The sequence below is a fragment of the Salipiger bermudensis genome (assembly GCF_020171625.1).
Lineage (GTDB): Bacteria > Pseudomonadota > Alphaproteobacteria > Rhodobacterales > Rhodobacteraceae > Salipiger > Salipiger bermudensis_B.
The window spans coordinates 195423-214836 of record NZ_JAIUZY010000008.1; the positions used below are offsets into that span (position 1 = coordinate 195423).

The window sequence follows — 19414 nt, forward strand, 5'->3', positions numbered from 1 at the left end:
GCGGTGCAGCCCTGCGGGCTGCACAGGTTCAGCCCGGCCCCGTCTGCGCCGGGTCCGGGCCGTGACGGGGGCGCTGCCCCATCTTGGCCTGCGGCCAATTCACCCCCGAGGTATTTTTGAACCAAAGAAGCCAGAAGCGCTGTGCCCCTTGGCTTCTCTTCGTCAAAAATACTCCCGCCGGAGGCGTCCGGCCTTTGTCGCCTGCGACGGGGTCAGTCGCGCCAGGCGAAGAACCCGGGGCCGGCCCTGTCGAGGAGGTCCTGGGCGAGCGCGCGGCCCATGGCGGGGCCATCGGCGGCCGGGCCGTTCCGTTCGCCGGCATGGGAGGTGCTGCCGTCGGGGGAGAGGATTTCGCCGCGCAGGCGGAGCCGGCCGCCCTCGAGCTCGGCGAGGCCGGCGATCGGGGTCTCGCAGGAGCCGTCGAGGGTGGCGAGGAAGCTGCGTTCGGCGGCGAGGCGGGTGGCGGTGTGGACATCGTGGATCGCCGCCAGCATGTCGCCGGTGCGGGCGTCGTCGGAGCGGCGCTCGATGCCGATGGCGCCCTGCGCGATGGCCGGCAGCATGTCGTCGGGAGACATCGCGGTCATCGGGATGTCGGTCATGTCCATGCGGCGCAGCCCGGCCATGGCGAGGAAGGTGGCGGCGGCCACACCGTCGACGAGTTTCTTCAGCCGGGTCTGCACGTTGCCGCGGAACTCGACCACCTGAAGGTCGGGGCGGCGGTTCAGCAGCTGCGCCCGGCGGCGCAGCGACGAGGTGCCGACCACGGTGCCCTCGGGCAGGGCGGCCAGACCGGCATGGCCCGGCGAGATGAAGGCGTCGCGCACGTCCTCACGCGGCAGGTAGCAGTCGAGCACGAGGCCCTCGGGCTGCACGGTCGGCATGTCCTTCATCGAGTGCACGGCGATGTCGATGCCGCCCGAGAGCAGCTGCTCCTCGATTTCCTTGGTGAACAGCCCCTTGTTGCCGATCTCCTTCAGCGGACGGTCGGCGGCGATCATCGCGCGGTCGTCGCCGGTGGTCTTGATGACGACGATCTCGAAGGCGTCCTGCGGCAGGTCGAAGGCGGCGGCGAGGCGGTCGCGGGTCTCGTGGGCCTGGGCCAGCGCCAGCGGCGATCCGCGGGTGCCGATCCTCAGGGGCGCGGCGGGGGAGGGAAGTGTTGTCATCATGGGCAGGAGCTTTATGTCGCGTGTTCGCCTGTGGCAATGGGGCGTGAATTGACATATTGCCGCCTGCGATACCATCTGGGAGGCCGCGATAATGACCAAGACCATCCTCAGGGCGCTTGCCGGCGAGACCCTGCCCGTGCCGCCGATCTGGATGATGCGCCAGGCCGGGCGCTACCTGCCGGAATACAAGGCGACGCGGGCGCAGGCCGGCGACTTCCTGTCGCTGTGCTACAACCCCGAGCTTGCCGCCGAGGTGACGCTGCAGCCGATCCGGCGCTACGGCTTCGACGGGGCGATCCTGTTCGCCGACATCCTGCTGGTGCCGCAGGCGCTGGGCAACGACCTGTGGTTCGTTACCGGCGAAGGGCCGCGCCTGTCGACCATCACGACGCAGGCGGAGTTCGACAAGCTCGGTCGTGGCGAGATGATCCACGACACGCTGAACCCGATCTACGAGACGGTGAAGATCCTGCGCCGCGAGTTGCCGGAAGAGACCACGCTGATCGGCTTTGCCGGCGCGCCGTGGACCGTGGCAACCTACATGATCGCCGGGCGCGGCACCAAGGACCAGGGCCCGGCGCACGCGCTCAAGGCCGAGAACCGGCCGCTCTTCGAAGCGATCATCGAGCGGCTGACCGAGGCCACCATCGATTACCTCTCGGCGCAGGTCGAGGCGGGCGCCGAGGTGGTCAAGCTGTTCGACAGCTGGGCCGGCTCGCTGTCGGGCGAGGATTTCCGGCGCTACGCGCTGGAGCCTGCCCGGATCATCACGCAGGAGCTCAAGGCGCGCCATCCCGGGCTTCCGGTCATCGTCTTTCCGCGGCAGGCGGGGCAGGGCTATGTCGGTTTCCACGAGGCGACCGGCGCCGATTGCGTTGCCGTCGACGACAGCGTGAGCCCGGAATGGGCGGCCGAGCACGTGCAGGTCTCGGGCTGCGTGCAGGGCAATCTCGCCTCCTCGCACATGGTGACCGGCGGCGATGCGCTGGTGGCCGAGACCCGGCGCGTGGTGAAGGCGTTCTCCGGCGGGCCGCACATCTTCAACCTCGGCCACGGCATCACCCCCGATGCCGATCCCGAGAACGTGCAGCTGATGATCGACACGGTGCGCGAGGGCGCCTGAGCCCCCCGGCTGCGGCACGATCCGGGTTGCGATGACCCTGCCCCGGTGCGATTGGGGCAGGGGACACAGCCGGAGACCCAAGACATGCCCTTCACTCTCGCCACCTGGAACATCAACTCGGTCCGCCTGCGCGAGGCGCTGGTCTGCAAGCTGCTGACCGAAGAGGCGCCGGACGTGCTCTGCCTGCAGGAGTGCAAGAGCCCGGTCGAGAAGATCCCGATAGAGGCGTTCCGCGCGCTTGGCTACGGCCATGTCGTGGCGCGGGGGCAGAAGGGCTACAACGGCGTGGCGATCCTGTCGAAGCTGCCGCTGCGCGACGTGGGTGATCGCGATTTCGCCGGGCTGGGCCATGCCCGCCACGTGGCCGCCGAGCTCGAGAACGGGGTGACGGTGCACAATTTCTATGTGCCCGCCGGCGGCGACGTGCCCGACCGCGAGGTCAACGAGAAGTTCGGCCAGAAGCTCGACTATCTCGCCGAGATGCGCGACGTCTTCCGCGACGACGCGCCGCAGAAATCCATCCTCGTCGGCGATCTCAACATCGCCCCGCGCGAGGATGACGTCTGGTCGCACAAGCAACTGCTGAAGGTGGTCTCGCACACCCCGGTGGAAGTCGAGGCACTGGTCCAGGCACAGGAGGCCGGCAACTGGGTCGACATCACCCGCAAGGACATCCCCGAGGGCCAGCTCTATTCGTGGTGGTCCTACCGTGCGCGCGACTGGGATGCCGCCGACAAGGGGCGCCGTCTCGATCACGTCTGGGCCACGCCGGACATCGCCGGTGCGGCGCATTCGAGCCGGGTGCTGCGGGCGGCGCGGGGCTGGGAGAAGCCCTCGGATCACGCGCCGGTTTTCGCAACCTTCGATCTCTGAGCGCGCCGGGTGGGGGCTGGGAACCGGAAGCGCTTGGCAGGGTTGAGACAAACCCTGTAGGCATTGGTTCATGTTCATCGCCGATCTGCGCATCCTGATCTCGGTTCTTGTTGCCATCCTGCTGCCGCTGGCGGTGGGGGTGGCGCTCTGGCGGGTGCTGCGGCAGGCGCGCACGCCGCAGGGCTCGGTTGCATGGGTGGTTTTCCTGCTCGCCGCGCCGTGGTTCGCGCTGCCGTCCTACCTGCTGTTCGGTCATCACAAGCTGCACGGCTACACCAAGCGCCGGCGCGCCAGCCACCAGCTGATGAAGACCTACGGCGCCTATGCCCGCACCGTTCAGCCAAGCCGCGACCGCGCCGCCTACCGGCTTTACGAGAGCATCTCGGAACTGAAGGTGGTCGGCGGCAACCGCTTCGAGCTGCTGATCGACGGGGCGCAGACCTTCCCCGCGATCCACGACGCCATAGACGCCGCCGAGAGCTACGTGCTGGTGCAGTATTACACCATCGCGGATGACGATACCGGCCGGGCCCTGGCCGACCGCCTCATCGCGGCGGCGCAGCGCGGCGTCGAGGTGCGTGTGCTCTATGACGGCGTGGGCAGCTATACCCTGCCGGCGAGCTACCGCGACCGGCTGGTCGAGGCCGGCGTCACCGTGCTCGATCCGAGCGCGGCGCGCGGCCCGACCTCTCGGTTGCAGATCAACTTCCGCAACCACCGCAAGACCGTCATCATCGATGGCGAGACGGGGTTCACCGGCGGGCTCAACGTCTCCGACACCTATCGCGGGCTGAACCCGGAATTCGGACCGTGGCGCGACACCCACCTGAGGCTCTCCGGGCCGACCGTGGCGCAGCTTCAGCTGGCCTATGTCGAGGACTGGCACTGGGCCACGGACGAGTCGCTGGGCGAGACGCTGCACTGGACGCCGGCGGCGCAGGAGGATGGCGCCGATGCGGTGGTGGTGCCCTCAGGCCCGGTCGACGAGCTCGACAGCGGTTCGCTGTTCTATTTCTCCGCGATCAACGCCGCCCGCGAGCGGCTGTGGATCTCGTCGCCCTACCTCGTGCCCGATGAGGAGGTCATGGCGGCGCTGAAGGCGGCGGCGCTGCGCGGGGTCGACGTGCGGTTGCTGGTGCCCGAGGTCCGCGATCACTGGCTGACTTGGCTTGCGGCGTTCACCTATTTCGACGAGTTGCGCGCCGCCGGGGTGCAAGTCTGGCGCTATCAGCCGGGCTTCGTGCATCAGAAGGTCGTGGTCTGCGATGACGATTTCGCCGGTGTCGGTACCGCCAATCTCGACAACCGGTCGTTCCGGCTCAACTTCGAGACCATGGTGGCGGTGTTCGACGAGCGCTTCGCCGGCGAGGTGGCGGCGATGCTGGAGGCGGATTTCGAGGTCTCCGAGAAGCTCGAGATCAGCTTTGACGAGCAGCCGCTGTGGCTGCGCGCCGGCGCCCGCGTCACCCGGCTGTTCTCGCCGGTGCTCTGAACCAGCGCTCTGAAAAGGAAGACGCGGCATGAAGATCGCGAGTTACAACATCCGCAAGGCGCTGGGGACCGATCGCCGTCGAGACCCGGCGCGCATCCTCAAGGTGCTCAACCAGATCGACGCGGACGCGGTGCTGTTGCAGGAGGCCGACCTGCGGCTCGGGGCGCGCCCCACCGCGCTGCCGCGCTTCCTGATCTCGCAGGAGACCGACTACGTGGTCGCGGATCTTGCCATCAACGATGTCAGCATCGGCTGGCACGGCAACGCGATCCTGCTGCGCCGGGGGCTGACGCCTTCCCGGCTCGAGCGCATCGACCTGCCGGGGCTGGAGCCGCGCGGCGCGGTGCTGGCCGAGGTTGACGGCGTGACGCTGGTCGGCGCGCATCTGGGGCTGATGCGGCGCTACCGCCTGCAGCAGATGACCGCGATCCGCGAGCATCTCAAGGGACGCGAGGCGCGCGCCCTGATCGCTGGCGATTTCAACGAGTGGTCGGACGTGCGCGGCTACGAGCCGTGGGAGAAGAACTTCACCCTGCTGCTGCCGGGGCGCAGCTATCACGCGCGCCGCCCCTTCGTGGCGCTCGACGGCATCGCACATGGGCGCGGGCTGCGCGTCGCCGAGATGGGGGTCGAGAGCGGCGGCGCGGCGCGGGTCGCCTCGGATCACCTGCCGATCTGGGCCCGGATCGAGCACGACTGACGCGGCTTTTCGGCGCTTTGAACGCAGGCGCCGGCCCGATCCCCTTGCAACAGAAGGACTCATGCGCCATCTGTCCCTGCAACGTGACCGCAAGCAGCGGAGGACAAGATGCTGGAATTGGGTGGCAATGCGCAGGCGCCGAAGGGCGATCTGATCAAGGACGTGAGCGAAGCCGACTTCATGGCCGAGGTGGTCGAGAAGTCGCAGGAGGTCCCGGTGATCGTGGACTTCTGGGCGCCGTGGTGTGGCCCCTGTAAGCAGCTCGGACCGGCGCTCGAGGCCGAGGTGACCGCCGCCAAGGGCGCTGTGGTCATGGCCAAGGTCAATGTCGACGAGGCGCAGATGATCGCCGGCCAGATGCGGATCCAGTCGATCCCGACGGTCTATGCCTTCTACAAGGGCCAGCCGGTCGACGGCTTCCAGGGCGCTCTGCCGCCCTCCGAGCTCAAGGCCTTTGTCGAGCGCGTGATCCAGGCGGCTGGAGGCGAAGCCGCGGATGACGGTCTCGACGCCGCGATCGATGCCGCCGAGGAGATGCTCGAGCAGGGGGCTGCCAGCGATGCGGCGCAGACCTTTGCCGCGATCCTCGAGGAAGACCCGCAGAACGCCCGCGCCTATGGCGGCTTCGTGCGTGCCCATATCGCGATGGACGATCTCGAGCAGGCCGAGGCGGTGCTCAACGGCGCCCCGGTCGAGATCTCGAAAAGTCCCGAACTGGAAGCGGCGCACGCCCAGCTCGAGCTGGCGCGGCAGGCCGCGAATGCTGGCCCGGTGGCGGATCTGACCGCCGCCGTCGAGACCGATCCGGCCAACCATCAGGCCCGCTTCGACCTTGCGCAGGCGCTCTACGCCAAGGGCGATGCGGCAGGCGCGGTGGACCAACTGCTCGAGCTCTTCAAACGCGATCGCGAGTGGAACGACGGGGCGGCGAAAGCCCAGCTTTTCACCATCTTCGAAGCGCTCAAGCCCAACGATCCGGTGGTGCTGAACGGGCGGCGGAAACTTAGCTCGATGATATTTGCCTGAGGCCTCCGGCGCGCTAGCTGGGCTTGCATGGCGAAACACATCGATCTGCCGGGAACGATCCCGATCTTTCCCCTTCCGGGCGCGCTGCTTTTGCCGCGTGCTCGGCTGCCCCTGCACATTTTCGAGCCGCGCTATCTGGCGATGTTCGATGACGCGCTCAAGACCGAGTCGCGCCTGATCGGCATGGTTCAGCCCGACCCGCTGTCAAAGCGCGAAGGCGGCGACGGGCTGCACCGCATCGGCTGCGCCGGGCGGGTGACGCAGTTCTCGGAAACCGAGGACGGCCGCTACATGATCACCCTCACGGGCATGTCGCGGTTCCGCGTCCGGCAGGAGATCGACAGCTTCACGCCCTATCGCCGCTGCGAGGTGAACTGGGACGGGTTCGACCGCGATCTCGAGCCGATCGAGACCGACCCGACCTTCCAGCGCGAGCGCTTCCTGGCGCAGCTCGACCGGTATTTCGAGGCCAAGGGCCTGTCGGCGGACTGGGGCACCTTGAAAGAGGCGGATGACGAGCTGCTGGTGAACTCGCTCTCCATGCTGCTCGAGTTCGACGCCGAGGAAAAGCAGGCGCTGCTCGAGGCGCCGTCTCTGCAGACCCGGCGCGAGACGCTGGTGACGCTGATCGAATATGCCCTGCGGGGCGGTGGCGGAGAGGACCGCGTGCAATGACCGAAGCCGAAACATCCCCCGCGGCGTTCGACCGCCGTATGCTCGAGGCACTGGTCTGCCCGGCGACCCAGAACCGGCTGAAATACGATGCCGAGCGGCAGGAGCTGATCAGCAAGGGCGCAGGCCTTGCCTACCCGATCCGCGAGGGCATCCCGGTGATGCTGGTCGACGAGGCACGCCGGATCGACGACTGAAGCGAGCCGGCTGGAGGCTCTCTCCCAGAGCCTTCGTAAGGCTGGCGGTAGAGGCTCTCTTTACGTGCGGCGCGGCCTTTACGTGCGGGGCGGCGCCGGGCGTCGTGATCACGTCAGACCGGCGAGCGAGGCGTTGGTGCCGCAGACCCACGCAGAGCCGGGAGTCGGAACCTACCCCCCCGCATCGGGCTCAGCTACGTCCCGCCCGGTCCCCGCGCCGCGTCACAGAGGCGTGTCGAGCGCCCGCTTGAACATCTCCGGATCGACATTGCCGCCCGAGATCGTGCAGACCACCGCGTCGCCTTCGATGTCCTCGCCACGGAACAACGCCGCGGCCAGCGCCACCGCGCCGCCCGGCTCGGCCACCACCTTGAGGTGGCGGAAGGCAAGCTGCATGGCCTTCAGCACCTCGTCTTCGCTGGCCGCAAGGCCCGGACCGCAGAGACGGCGCATGATCGGGAAGGTCAGTTCGCCGGGCTGCGGCGTCACGATCGCATCGCAGATGCTGCCCGAGAGCTGCGCGTTGCGGGCAATCTCGCCCGCCGCCAGCGACCGCTTCACATCGTCGAACCCCTCGGGCTCCGCGGGACGCACCCGCAGCCCCGGCGCCCGCGCCTCAAGCGCCAGCGCGATCCCCGAGGTCAGCCCGCCGCCGCCGCAGCACACGAGCACGTCGGCCTCGCACACGCCGGCCTCGGCGGCCTGCTCGGCGATCTCGAGCCCGCAGGTGCCCTGTCCGGCGATCACCTCGGGTTCGTCGTAGGGCCGGATCAGCGTCAGCCCGCGGTCTTCCGCGAGCCGCGCGCCGATGGCGTCGCGGTTCTCGGTGGCGCGGTCATAGGGCACCACCTCGCCGCCAAGCCCCTTGGTGCCGGCGATCTTGGCGGCGGGCGCGTCCGAGGGCATGACGATCACCGCCGGGATGCCGTGCATCCGCGCCGCCGCGGCGATGCCCTGCGCGTGGTTGCCCGAGGAAAACGCGATCACGCCCTGTTTGCGGCTGTCGGGATCGAGGGCCGAGATTGCCGACAACGCGCCGCGGAACTTGAAGCTGCCGGTGTGCTGCAGGCACTCGGCCTTGACCAGAACCCGGCGCCCGGCGATCTCATCGAGGAACGGAGAGGAAAGCAGCGGCGTGCGGCGGGCGTGACCAGCGAGCCGCTCTGCGGCCGCCTCGATGCGGGCGATGTCCATGAGATGTCCTGTGGTGCGGAGTTTGGCCGGAGCGTGCGCCGGGGTCTTTCCGGTGTCAACGGGGTTGCGGCGCGGGCCGCGCGGAGGCAGTGTCCGGCGCCATGATCGAACGGGAACACAGCGCGGACGGGGTGACATCGCGGGCGCTTTACTCGCCCTGCGAGCGCTACCGCTACGGGCTCGAGCGGGTCTGGGGGCAGGGGCCGTCGCTCCTGTATGTCATGCTCAACCCCTCGACCGCGGATGAGCTGCGCAACGATCCCACCATCGAGCGCTGCCAGCGCCGCGCGGTTCAGCTTGGCTTCGGCGCCATGCGCATCGCCAACCTCTTCGCATGGCGCGCCACCCGGCCCGAGGATCTTCGCAAGGCGCGCGCGCCTTTGGGCCGCGAGAACGACGCGCTCTTGCGCGCGTGGCATGATGAGGCCGACATGACCCTCGCCGCGTGGGGCGTGCACGGCGCCTTGATGGGGCGCGGTAAGGCGCTGGCGGCGGCTTTGCCGGGCGCGCTGCATCACCTTGGCCTGACCCGCGACGGCCACCCGCGCCATCCGCTCTACGTCTCCTACAAGATCGCGCCGGCGCCCTGGCCCGCGCCAGAGCGCTACGCTGAGGCGCCTGCCCGGCGGGCCGGCGGTTAACCTTCGGCAGCGATATCCGTTGAGTTGCGGCCTCCGGCGCGGGAAACCCTCACCCGTTCATGTGTGAGAGGTTGGCGGATGCTGTGGTTGGCGGGTCTGATGGGAATGATGGTGCTGGGATCGGTCGCGGTGGTCGGTGTGCAGGATCTTGGCGAGGGCGACGGGGACGACGCTCCCGACGGGTTTGACGAGACCGGGCCGCGCGGGGTCATCGCCTCGGGCAGCGAGGGGGCTGACACGCTTGCGGGCAGCGAAGAGACCGATCTGCTCGCAGGGCGCGGCGGCGATGACCTGCTCGACGGGCAGGGCGGGGACGACGATCTCGCGGGGGGCGCGGGGAACGACACGGTGCTCGGCGGCGACGGCAACGATACGCTGCACGGCGATGCCGGCGGCGACCTGCTGATGGGGCTGGCCGGGGCGGACCACCTCTTTGCCCATGACGGCGGCGGTGTGCTTGACGGTGGCGACGATGATGACGAGCTCGAGGGCGGCCTGTCGGCGGATATGCTGCTGGGCGGCGCCGGAGACGATGCGCTGCACGGGCGCGAAGGCGATGACACGCTGATCGGCGGCGCCGGGCAGGACACCCTGTTCGGCGGCTGGGACGATGACGTGATCTCGGGCCTGACGCCGGGCGAAGAGGGTGACGATCTCGACTATCTCAACGGCGGCGACGGTGACGACCGGATCGAGATCGGCGCGCGCGACGTGGCCTCCGGCGGGGCGGGGCAAGACCAGTTCGTACTCGGCTCGTGGATCCGCGAGGACCAAAGCGCCATGCTGATGGATTTCGATCCCGCTCAAGACCAGATGCTCATCGTGTACGATGACAGCGACGGGGCCGGGGCGCCCGAGCTTGCGCTGCGCAGCAGCGTCGAGCTGCCCGGCCTGACCGAGGTCGTGGTGGATGGTGATGTCATCGCCGTGATGCCCGATGCCCACGCGCCGGCGCTCGAGACCATCGTCGTACTGGGCGAAAGCGCGGCGGCGCTGGTCGGCGTGCACTGAGCGCCCGGGCGCGGCCACAGCCCCTGACGGCGGGGATTTTCCTTTTCAAAGCGCCGGAATCGCCTTATACGCGCGCATCCGCTCCGGTCCGGGGCGGATTTCTCCACGGGCCCTGCTGGACGACATCCCGGCTTGTGCCATCCACACCAACCTAGCAAGGAGACCCCGATGTCGATCACCGTCGAAGAAAAGAACCGCCTGATGAAGGAATTCGCCACCAAAGAAGGCGATACCGGCTCCCCTGAAGTTCAGGTCGCCATCCTCACCAGCCGCATCACCACCCTGACCGAGCACTTCAAGACCCACAAGAAGGACAACCACTCGCGTCGTGGCCTTCTCAAGCTCGTGGCACAGCGCCGCAAGCTGCTGGACTACCTGAAGGGCAAGGAAGAGGCCCGTTACCTGGACCTCATCAAGCGTCTCGGCATCCGCCGCTGATCGCTTCGATCTTCGGATTACGGAACGCCCGCTCATCACGAGCGGGCGTTTTGCGTTTCGCCTCAGGGGTTTTCGGCGAGCAGACGGTTGTCGATCAGGAAGTCCAAGCCGCGGAGCCACGCGATGTCGGTGTTGCCGCGGATGTCGGTCTGGTAGAGCGCCAGAACCTCGCCGGTGGCGGCATCGCGTTCGCGCAGGATGACGGTCTGCACCAGCACCGACATCTTCTGCACCGCCCCGGTGATCGACAGGTCGGCCCCTGCCGCCCGCGCCAGCTTGGCCTCGCAGGCGTTGCAGGTGAAGACCTCGCCATGCATCCGCTGCGCCTCGGCGGTGGCCTCGGTGTCGACCAGCGAAAAGCGCGGGCTGGCGTTGAGCCTGTCGCGCAGATGATCCGACAGCATGGCGATGCGGGCCTGTTCGGCGTCGTTGCGGGCGCCGTAGTCGACCTCCTGGCTGAAGTTGATGAAACTCATATCGAACACCGCCACGGGCACCGGATCGGCGCAGGCGGGCAGCGCGCTCAGGCAGAGAACAGCGAGCGTCTTGATCATGCGGTCATCCTCCGTGCGGCCAGTATCGCGCGAAAGCCGGCGCGGGGTCTTCCTATCCGATCGTCGCGGTCGGCATGTGTTCGCTGGTGTCGTGCGGGGGCAGGGGCACGGCACGCCCCGAGGCAACGCGCCTGCGCAGAGACATCGCACCCGCCCCACACGCTGGCGATGGACTTTCGCGGACATCGTGCCGCGGGTGGTCGGGGTTGATTAAGCCGGCCCAACGCGCCTGATCGCCGCGCAGAGGCACGTCGGCTGCCGGGGGAGCGGGCGGCTGGCCTGTGTCGAGGGGGCGCCGTGAGGCGCCTACCCCGCAGGGTTTTTCTTTCAATCGGTGGCAAAACCATGTATGGGCGCCCACATCTGAGACGTGACGCCTCCAGCCCCTGGGCGCGTGCAAGAGGATGAAGGGGCGGCGGCAATGGGGCCGCCACGCAAAACGGGAGACGCGGGAGGGCCCGCGAGTGCTCCCTCACAGGATATGAACATGTTCAACATTACGAAGAAATCGATGCAGTGGGGCGAAGAGACGCTCACGCTGGAATCGGGCAAGGTCGCCCGTCAGGCCGACGGCACCGTCATCGCCACGCTGGGCGAGACCTCCGTCATGGCCAACGTGACCTTCGCGAAAGAGCCGAAGCCGGGTCAGGATTTCTTTCCGCTGACCGTCCACTACCAGGAAAAATACTACGCCGCGGGCAAGGTGCCCGGCGGCTTCTTCAAGCGTGAAGCGCGTCCGACCGAGAAAGAGACGCTGACCGCACGCCTGATCGACCGTCCGATCCGCCCGCTGTTCGTCCCCGGCTTCAAGCATGAAGTGCTGGTGATGTGCACCGTGCTGAGCCACGACCTCGTCAACGACCCCGACATCGTCGCGATGATCGCCGCCTCGGCCGCGCTGACCATCTCGGGCGTGCCGTTCATGGGCCCGATCGCCGGCGCCCGCGTCGGCTTCGAGGATGGCGACTACGTGCTGAACCCGACCGTCGACGACATGCAGGGGCTGCGCAACAACCCCGAGCAGCGTCTCGACCTCGTCGTGGCCGGCACCAAGGACGCCGTGATGATGGTGGAATCGGAAGCCTACGAGCTGACCGAGGAAGAGATGCTGGGCGCGGTGACCTTCGCGCACGAGCAGATCCAGCCGGTCATCGACCTGATCGTCTCGCTGGCCGAAGATTGCGCCAAAGAGCCGTTCGACTTCCAGCCGCCGGACTACTCGGCGCTGTACGAGGTCGTGAAGGGCCTTGGCGAAGACAAGATGCGTGCCGCCTACGCGATCACCGACAAGCAGAAGCGCGTTGCCGCTGTCTCTGCCGCCAAGGAAGAGATCAAGGGCCAGCTTTCGGAAGAGCAGCTCGAGGACGCGAACCTCGGGTCCGCCCTGAAGAAGCTCGAGTCGACCGTCCTGCGCGCCGACGTGGTCAAGAACAAGCGCCGCATCGACGGCCGTGCGCTCGACCAGGTCCGCCCGATCCAGTCGGAAACCTCGGTTCTGCCGCGGACCCACGGCTCGTCGCTGTTCACCCGCGGTGAAACCCAGGCGCTGGTCGTGACCACGCTGGGCACCGGCGATGACGAACAGATCATCGACGCGCTGCACGGCAACTTCCGCTCGAACTTCCTGCTGCACTACAACTTCCCGCCGTACTCGGTCGGTGAAGTGGGCCGCGTCGGCTCCCCGGGCCGTCGCGAGATCGGCCACGGCAAGCTGGCATGGCGCGCCCTGCAGGCGGTGCTTCCGGCGCCGACCGACTTCCCCTACACCATCCGTCTGGTCTCCGAGATCACCGAGTCGAACGGCTCGTCGTCGATGGCCTCGGTCTGCGGCGGCTCGCTGTCGATGATGGATGCGGGCGTTCCGCTCAAGGCCCCGGTGGCCGGTGTGGCCATGGGTCTGGTGCTCGAAGACGATGGCGAATACGCCATCCTGACCGACATCCTCGGCGACGAGGATCACCTCGGCGACATGGACTTCAAGGTCGCAGGCACCGAGAACGGCATCACCTCGCTGCAGATGGACATCAAGGTCGCGGGCATCACCCCCGAGATCATGAAAAAAGCGCTGGCACAGGCCAAGGACGGCCGGATGCACATCCTGTCCGAGATGGGCAAGGCGCTGTCCGAGGCCGGCGAGTTCTCGGTCCACGCTCCGCGCATCGAGATGATGCAGATCCCGACCGACAAGATCCGTGAAGTGATCGGCTCGGGCGGCAAGGTCATCCGCGAGATCGTCGAAGTGTCGGGCGCCAAGGTCGACATCAACGACGAAGGCCTGATCAAGATCGCATCGCCGAACGGCGAGTCGATCCAGAAGGCCTACGACATGATCCACTCGATCGTGGCCGAGCCGGAAGAGGGCAAGGTCTACAAGGGCAAGGTCGTGAAGATCGTCGATTTCGGCGCCTTCGTGAACTTCTTCGGCAAGCGCGACGGTCTGGTGCACGTGTCCCAGATCGAGAACCGCCGCCTGAACCACCCCAGCGACGTGCTGAAGGAAGGCCAGGAAGTCTTCGTGAAGCTGCTGGGCTTCGACGATCGCGGCAAGGTGCGCCTCGCCATGAAGATGGTCGATCAGGAGACCGGCGAGGAAGTCGCCGCCGACGCGAAAAAGGAAGAGGCGGCCGACTGAGCCCCTCTTGCCTGACTGCAGATAAAAGAACGCCCCGGCCATTGGCCGGGGCGTTTCGCGTTTCGGGGGGGCGGTGATTTGCGCGTGGCCTCTCCAGTGGCGCCGGGTCAGTTGCGACGCGACGGCGGCGGGGCGCCTTCGGGGGCAAACACCAGCGAGGTGGTGTCTGCGCCGGCCCAGTAGCCCTCGAAATAGTCGGCCGGGTTGGCGCGGGCGCGCTGCGCCTCGGTCAGCGCCAGAAGCCCGGCGATATCGTCGTAGCCCCAGCTCAGCAGCAGGCCCGGCGCCGCCACCGCCGAGAGCTTCTCGCCGGGAAGGCCGGAGGCCGGGTTCTCGCGCGCGAAGGTCTCGAGCGGCGCAAGGCGTGACACCTCGCGCCATTCGCTCCACAGCATCACGTCGGTCTGGCCAAGCGCCGCAAGGTAGCGCCCCAGCACCGGCTCCATCGCCGCTGGCAGGAGGTCTTCCTCTGGGTGGTAGAGGCCGGTGCGCTCGCAATACTCGGCCAGCCGCGCGGCGAGCTCCTGGTCCGCCTCGGGGATCTCCCCGCCGATCGCCTGCAGCCAGACGGTGCGCGCGAAGCGGTCGAAATCCGTGGCGCCGATGGCAAAGGCGACGTCGGACCACGCCACCGCCTCGCCGGTCTGCTTGATGAGATCCTCGAAGCCTTCCGGGGCGGGGTTGAGCGGCTCGGGCATGTCGCCCTCTTCGATCCGCTCCATCAGCGTCTCGGGGTCCATGGAAACCCGCATCGGGCCGAAGCTGGCGGTCTCGGGGGTGTAGCCGGGCACCCGGTAGAACGGGTTGAGCACGACGAAAACGTGGTCGTAGTCGTACTTCCACCAGTCGAGGACCGGCACGTTGTCGTAGGGATGCTCAAGCCGGCGGGGCACCGGGCTCAGCGTGTCGTTCTGAAGGTCGAAGTCCATTGCGTCCTGTGTAGCACGGTGCGTCGGCGCGCGCCAAACGCTCTTGGCCGTCGCCATGCGGTGGAAGGTGGGGAGGCGGTGTTGCGGTCCGGGGCCTTGCGCTCGTCTGACGAAAAAAGGCCGGGCGAGACGCCCGGCCCAGTCCAACAGGGAGGTGCATGTGATTGCCCGCACATGCAACGGGGTCTTTGTCATATAGGGCCTAATGTTATCTGAACAATGACACATTGATCTGACGCAAACCTCGTCCCGCCAGTGCGCGAAGAGATGCCGATACCGGGGCGGCGCGTCCGCGGGGAGCCGCGGGGCGCCGGGGAACAAAACCGCCGCCGTTGCCGTTGGGCGACGACCGCCGGGCGCGCTGCGCGTCGCCCGCGATCGCCAGATCGCCCTTCCCGCACGACAGCCAGAAAGCCAAAGACCTATGTCCGACAAGCCGACCCTCACCTCCACCTCCGGCGCGCCTTCTCCCACGAACCGCACGTCGCAAACCGCCGGCAGCCGCGGCCCGGTGCTCATGCAGGATCACCATCTCATTGAAAAGCTTGCGCATCAGAACCGCGAGCGCATTCCGGAGCGGGTCGTTCATGCCAAGGGCTGGGGTCTTCAGGGCAGCTTCAAGGTCACCCACGACATCTCCAGATACACCTGCGCCAAGCTGTTCTCCGAGGTCGGCAAGACCACCGAGGTGCTGTCGCGCTGGTCGACCGTGGCAGGCGAACGCGGCGCCGCGGATGCCGAGCGCGATGTGCGCGGCTTCTCGCTGAAGTTCTACACCGAGGATGGCAACTGGGACATGGTGGGGAACAACACCCCGATTTTCTTCGTCCGAGATGCGTTCAAGTTTCCCGACTTCATCCGCACGCAGAAGCGGCACCCCAAGACCAACATGCGCTCGCCCGAGGCGATGTTCGACTTCTGGGCCGGCCAGCCCGAATCGGTGCATCAGGTCACCATCCTGATGTCGGATCGCGGCATCCCGCGCTCCCCGGCCCATATGAACGGCTACGGCTCGCACACCTTCTCGATGTGGAATGCCGAAGGTGAGCGCCACTGGGTCAAGTTCCACTTCAAGACCCAGCAGGGGCATGAGTGGCTCTCCGACGCCAAGGCGGCCGAGATCATCGGCCAGACCCGCGAGAGCTATCAGGAAGAGCTGTGGAACATGGTCACGAACGGGCAGTTCCCGAAATGGACCATGTTCATTCAGGTGATGACCGAGGAGCAGGCGCTCGAGACGCCGTTCAACCCCTTCGACCTGACCAAGGTCTGGCCGCATGCGGACTATCCGCTGATCGAGGTGGGCGAGCTCGAGATGCACACCATCCCGGAGAATTACTTCCAGATGGTGGAGAACGCCGCCTACAACGTGAACAACGTGGTGCCGGGCATCGGCTTCTCGCCGGACAAGATGCTGCAGGCGCGGATCCTCTCCTACGCCGATGCCCACCGCTACCGCCTCGGCACCCATTACGAGGCGCTGCCCGCCAACGCCCCGAAGAACGCCAAGGTGAACCACTACCACAAGGACGGTGCGATGCGGTTCTTCACCAACGATTTCGGTAACCCCGATGCCTATTACGAGCCGAACCAGTATGATGGCCCGGTCGCGGATGAGAGCGTGCAGGAACCGCCGATGCGCATCGACCCCGAGGCCGTCGCGGCGCGCTTCGATCAGGAGGAGAGCGAAGTCGACTACGTCCAGCCGCGGGCACTCTATGCCGAGGTGTTCGACGACGACGAGCGCGACCGCCTGCACCGCAACATGGCCGGCGGCATGGCGCCCTGCACCGACGCCGTAAAGGAGCGCTGGCTTGCTGTGCTGAAGAAGGTTCACCCCGATTACGAGGCCGGTGTGCGCCGCGCGCTGGAAACCGGTCAGCATGGCGACCCGTCGCTTCCGGTGACCGACAACACCCCGATCCGCGCCGCGGAGTAAGCCAGCCTGCTTTAAAGTGTCCAAGGCCGCCCGATAGCCCGGGCGGCCTTTCTGATTGCAAAGGTCGAAGGGGGGCGCTGCGCCCTGTCGCACCGAAGGTGCCCTTCTGAAAAAGAAAGGAGGGGGCGCTGCCCCCTCTTAGCGCTTTGCGCCAATTCACCCCCGAGGTATTTTTGAACCAAAGAAGCCAGGAGCGCTGCGCCCTTGGCTTCTCTTCGTCAAAAATACTCCCGCCGGAGGCAGGCCGGCCCGCACGTCCGGGCGCGCCGCGGCTTAAGCCACCAGACGGTATCCGCCCGACTCGGTCACGAGGATGCGCGCGTTGGAGGGATCGGGTTCGATCTTCTGGCGCAGGCGGTAGATATGGGTCTCGAGCGTGTGGGTCGTCACCCCGGCATTGTAGCCCCAGACCTCGTGCAGCAGCACGTCACGCGGCACCACGCCCTCGGTCGAGCGGTAGAGGAACTTGAGGATGTTGGTCTCTTTCTCGGTGAGGCGGATCTTGCGGTCGTCCTCGGTCACCAGCAGCTTCATCGACGGCTTGAACGTGTAGGGGCCAACGGTGAAGACCGCGTCCTCGGACTGTTCATGCTGGCGCAGCTGGGCGCGGATGCGAGCGAGCAGCACCGGGAACTTGAATGGCTTGGTGACATAGTCGTTGGCGCCGGCATCGAGTCCAAGGATCGTGTCGGCGTCGGTGTCGTGGCCGGTGAGCATGATGATCGGCGCCTTCACACCCTGCTTGCGCATCAGGCGGCAGAGCTCGCGCCCATCATTGTCGGGCAGGCCCACGTCGAGGATGATGAGCTCGTAGTTCTGCTCCTTGACGCGGCCCATCGCGGCGCTCGCGGTCTCGGCCTCGAAGACCTCGAAATCCTCGGTCATCACCAGTTGTTCGGCCAGCGCCTCGCGCAGGTCGTCGTCGTCGTCGACCAGAAGGATGTTCTTGATCTGAGCCATGTGTCTGCCTCCATTCACGTTTCCCCTCACATGGAAACACCGTTGCGTGCGGGCAAGTTTTGCTGCACCAGTCTCACGCCCTCGTGTTGCGAGAGGGCTTTTGTTACAAGTCCGATGCTGGTTTGTTACAGCGCCGCTGTCCCGGAAGGCCGTCCCATGCCGCTTGCACCCAACCTGATGGAGATCCTCGCGCGCGCCCGCGCCGACCTGCGCATGGGCGTGCCGGTGGTGTTGTCGGGCGCCGGGGGCCGGGGGCTTCTGGTGCTCGCCGCGGAGACGGTCTCGGCCGACCGGCTGGCGCTGGTGCGCGAGGCGGGCGGCGCGCTCGATCTGGTGCTGACGGCGCGCCGCGCGGCGACGCTCAAGGCGCGGGTCTACGACGGCGATCTGGCGCGGGTGGCGCTGCCGGGGGATGCGGGGCTCGACTGGGTGCGCAGCATCGCCGATCCGGCCGACGATCTGGCGATGCCGATGAAGGGGCCGCTGCAGGAGCGGCGCGGCGGCGACGTGGCGCTGCACCGGCTGGCGATCACTCTGGCGAAATCGGCCCGGCTGCTGCCGGCGGCGCTGGTGCTCGAACTCGATGCGCCGCAGGGCGTGGCGCTGCGCGAGAACCTGACGCTGGTGGACGGGGTGGCGGCGGCGCCGTCGATGCTGCTGTTGTCGAACCTCGATCACGTGGTGTCCGCGCGCGTGCCGCTGTCGACGGCCGAGAACGCGCGGCTGCACATCTACCGCCCGCAGGACGGCTCCGAGGAGCATTACGCCATCGAGGTCGGACGCCCCGACCGCGATGCACCGGTGCTGGCGCGGCTGCACTCGGCCTGTTTTACCGGTGACGTTCTGGGCTCGCTGAAATGCGATTGCGGCCCGCAGCTGCACGCGGCGCTGTCGAAGATGGGCGAGGAGGGGCACGGGGTGCTGCTCTACCTCAACCAGGAAGGGCGCGGCATCGGGCTTGCCAACAAGATGCGCGCCTACGCGTTGCAGGATCAGGGCTTCGATACGGTCGAGGCCAACCACCGGCTGGGCTTCGAGGATGACGAGCGGGATTTCCGCCTCGGCGCCGAGATCCTGCGCCGCATGGGGTTCGGCTCGGTGCGGCTGCTGACCAACAACCCCAACAAGCTGGCCATGATGGAGCGCAGCGGCATCGCCGTGGCGGAGCGGGTACCGCTGAAGGTCGGCAAGACCGCGTTCAACGCGCACTACCTTGCCACCAAGGCGGCCAAGTCCGGTCACCTGCTCTAGGCGCGGAGGCGGATCGCATGGAGATGGTACTCACGCCGATGGGCCTGCGCTTTGCCGGGCGCCTCTGGCCCTGCTCGGTGGGCAGGGGCGGCATCCGCTGCGACAAGCGCGAGGGGGATGGCGCGACGCCGGTGGGGGTGCATCGCATCGCCCTGTGCTTTCATCGCCCCGACCGGGTCGCGGCGCCGGCGCCGTGGTCGCGCCCGATCCGGCCCGGCGACTTGTGGTCGGATGCGTCCGGGGAGGCGGACTACAACACGCTGGTGCGGGCGCCCTACGGGCCGAGCCACGAGCGGATGCGGCGGGCGGATCCACTTTACGATATCGTGCTGACCACCGACTGGAACTGGCCCGACGCGCAGGCGGGGCGCGGCTCGGCGATCTTCCTGCACCAGTGGCGACGACCGGGTTATCCGACAGAGGGCTGCCTCGCGTTCCGCCGGGACCATGTGCGCGAGATCGCCGCGCTTGCGGTGCCCGGCACGCGCCTGATCGTGCCGGAGACGCTGGCGGGATAAAAGCGGGTTGGGTCAGACATGGGTCTCTGAGCTGTTGGGCAGGGGAGGGACGCAGCGCCCTGTCGCAACGGAGGTTCGTCTGGAAGGGGAAG

General features: G+C 67.5%; 19 protein-coding genes. 14 read left to right on the plus strand and 5 right to left on the minus strand.

Translation table 11 applies throughout. The features are described 5' to 3' along the window. Nucleotides 1-212 precede the first annotated feature (212 nt). Nucleotides 213-1172 (minus strand): hydroxymethylbilane synthase, encoded by a 960-nt coding sequence (hemC, locus tag LCM15_RS15645; RefSeq protein WP_224858039.1) that lies wholly within the window; start codon nt 1170-1172, stop codon nt 213-215. A 91-nt stretch (nt 1173-1263) separates the two neighbouring features. Between hemC and hemE the strand changes: the two genes are divergently transcribed. From hemE to LCM15_RS15680, 7 genes are all read left to right on the plus strand, one after another. Beyond that, on the plus strand, nt 1264-2295 hold the full coding sequence (gene hemE / locus LCM15_RS15650; RefSeq protein WP_224858041.1) for a uroporphyrinogen decarboxylase: 1032 nt from the start codon (nt 1264-1266) through the stop codon (nt 2293-2295). An 84-nt stretch (nt 2296-2379) separates the two neighbouring features. Continuing rightward, nucleotides 2380-3168 (plus strand): exodeoxyribonuclease III, encoded by a 789-nt coding sequence (locus LCM15_RS15655; protein WP_224858043.1) that lies wholly within the window; start codon nt 2380-2382, stop codon nt 3166-3168. A gap of 70 nt (nt 3169-3238) precedes the next feature. Next, nucleotides 3239-4660, plus strand: a complete 1422-nt coding sequence (gene cls, locus LCM15_RS15660) for a cardiolipin synthase (protein ID WP_224858045.1) — start codon at nt 3239-3241, stop codon at nt 4658-4660. A gap of 28 nt (nt 4661-4688) precedes the next feature. Then, nucleotides 4689-5360: an endonuclease/exonuclease/phosphatase family protein gene (locus LCM15_RS15665; protein ID WP_224858047.1), complete on the plus strand. Its 672-nt coding sequence runs from the start codon at nt 4689-4691 to the stop codon at nt 5358-5360. A 108-nt stretch (nt 5361-5468) separates the two neighbouring features. Next, nucleotides 5469-6386: a thioredoxin family protein gene (locus LCM15_RS15670; protein ID WP_224858049.1), complete on the plus strand. Its 918-nt coding sequence runs from the start codon at nt 5469-5471 to the stop codon at nt 6384-6386. A 27-nt stretch (nt 6387-6413) separates the two neighbouring features. Further along, nucleotides 6414-7061, plus strand: a complete 648-nt coding sequence (locus tag LCM15_RS15675; RefSeq protein WP_224858051.1) for an LON peptidase substrate-binding domain-containing protein — start codon at nt 6414-6416, stop codon at nt 7059-7061. Further along, nucleotides 7058-7255, plus strand: coding sequence for a Trm112 family protein (locus LCM15_RS15680; RefSeq protein WP_224858053.1), 198 nt, complete (start codon nt 7058-7060; stop codon nt 7253-7255). The genes LCM15_RS15675 and LCM15_RS15680 overlap by 4 nt, the downstream gene beginning before the upstream one ends. A gap of 222 nt (nt 7256-7477) precedes the next feature. On the opposite strand, the gene LCM15_RS15685 is transcribed toward LCM15_RS15680, so the two are convergent. Beyond that, on the minus strand, nt 7478-8449 hold the full coding sequence (locus tag LCM15_RS15685) for a threonine/serine dehydratase (RefSeq protein ID WP_224858054.1): 972 nt from the start codon (nt 8447-8449) through the stop codon (nt 7478-7480). Nucleotides 8450-8550: 101 nt separating this feature from the next. Between LCM15_RS15685 and LCM15_RS15690 the strand changes: the two genes are divergently transcribed. The 3 genes from LCM15_RS15690 (at nt 8551) to rpsO (ending at nt 10539) form a co-directional block, all read left to right on the plus strand. Further along, nucleotides 8551-9090 carry a DUF1643 domain-containing protein gene (locus LCM15_RS15690; RefSeq protein ID WP_224858056.1) on the plus strand — a complete coding sequence of 180 codons (540 nt, stop codon included), beginning with the start codon at nt 8551-8553 and terminating at the stop codon, nt 9088-9090. 78 nt (nt 9091-9168) lie between these two features. Further along, on the plus strand, nt 9169-10101 hold the full coding sequence (locus tag LCM15_RS15695; RefSeq protein WP_224858058.1) for a calcium-binding protein: 933 nt from the start codon (nt 9169-9171) through the stop codon (nt 10099-10101). A gap of 168 nt (nt 10102-10269) precedes the next feature. Continuing rightward, nucleotides 10270-10539, plus strand: coding sequence for a 30S ribosomal protein S15 (gene rpsO / locus LCM15_RS15700; RefSeq protein WP_224858060.1), 270 nt, complete (start codon nt 10270-10272; stop codon nt 10537-10539). Between the two features lie 62 nt (nt 10540-10601). Here rpsO and LCM15_RS15705 read toward each other — a convergent pair whose 3' ends face one another. After that, a complete protein-coding gene (locus LCM15_RS15705; protein WP_224858062.1) occupies nt 10602-11093 on the minus strand; it encodes a DUF3280 domain-containing protein in 492 nt (163 codons plus the stop codon). Nucleotides 11094-11580: 487 nt separating this feature from the next. On the opposite strand from LCM15_RS15705, the gene pnp reads away from it, so the two are divergent. After that, the gene (gene pnp, locus LCM15_RS15710) at nt 11581-13725 is read left to right on the plus strand and encodes a polyribonucleotide nucleotidyltransferase (protein ID WP_224858064.1); all 2145 of its coding nucleotides are present in this window, start codon (nt 11581-11583) and stop codon (nt 13723-13725) included. 107 nt (nt 13726-13832) lie between these two features. On the opposite strand, the gene LCM15_RS15715 is transcribed toward pnp, so the two are convergent. Beyond that, complete coding sequence (locus tag LCM15_RS15715) at nt 13833-14654, minus strand: hypothetical protein (protein ID WP_224858066.1); 822 nt, start codon at nt 14652-14654, stop codon at nt 13833-13835. 424 nt (nt 14655-15078) lie between these two features. Between LCM15_RS15715 and LCM15_RS15720 the strand changes: the two genes are divergently transcribed. Next, nucleotides 15079-16593: a catalase gene (locus tag LCM15_RS15720; RefSeq protein ID WP_224858068.1), complete on the plus strand. Its 1515-nt coding sequence runs from the start codon at nt 15079-15081 to the stop codon at nt 16591-16593. 273 nt (nt 16594-16866) lie between these two features. On the opposite strand, the gene LCM15_RS15725 is transcribed toward LCM15_RS15720, so the two are convergent. After that, entirely contained in the window at nt 16867-17553 is a 687-nt protein-coding gene (locus tag LCM15_RS15725; RefSeq protein ID WP_222602751.1) for a response regulator transcription factor, read from the minus strand. Nucleotides 17554-17709: 156 nt separating this feature from the next. On the opposite strand from LCM15_RS15725, the gene ribA reads away from it, so the two are divergent. Together ribA and LCM15_RS15735 are read left to right on the plus strand one after the other, a co-directional pair. After that, nucleotides 17710-18804: a GTP cyclohydrolase II gene (gene ribA, locus LCM15_RS15730; protein WP_224858070.1), complete on the plus strand. Its 1095-nt coding sequence runs from the start codon at nt 17710-17712 to the stop codon at nt 18802-18804. 17 nt (nt 18805-18821) lie between these two features. After that, on the plus strand, nt 18822-19322 hold the full coding sequence (locus tag LCM15_RS15735) for a L,D-transpeptidase family protein (RefSeq protein ID WP_224858072.1): 501 nt from the start codon (nt 18822-18824) through the stop codon (nt 19320-19322). Nucleotides 19323-19414 lie beyond the last annotated feature (92 nt).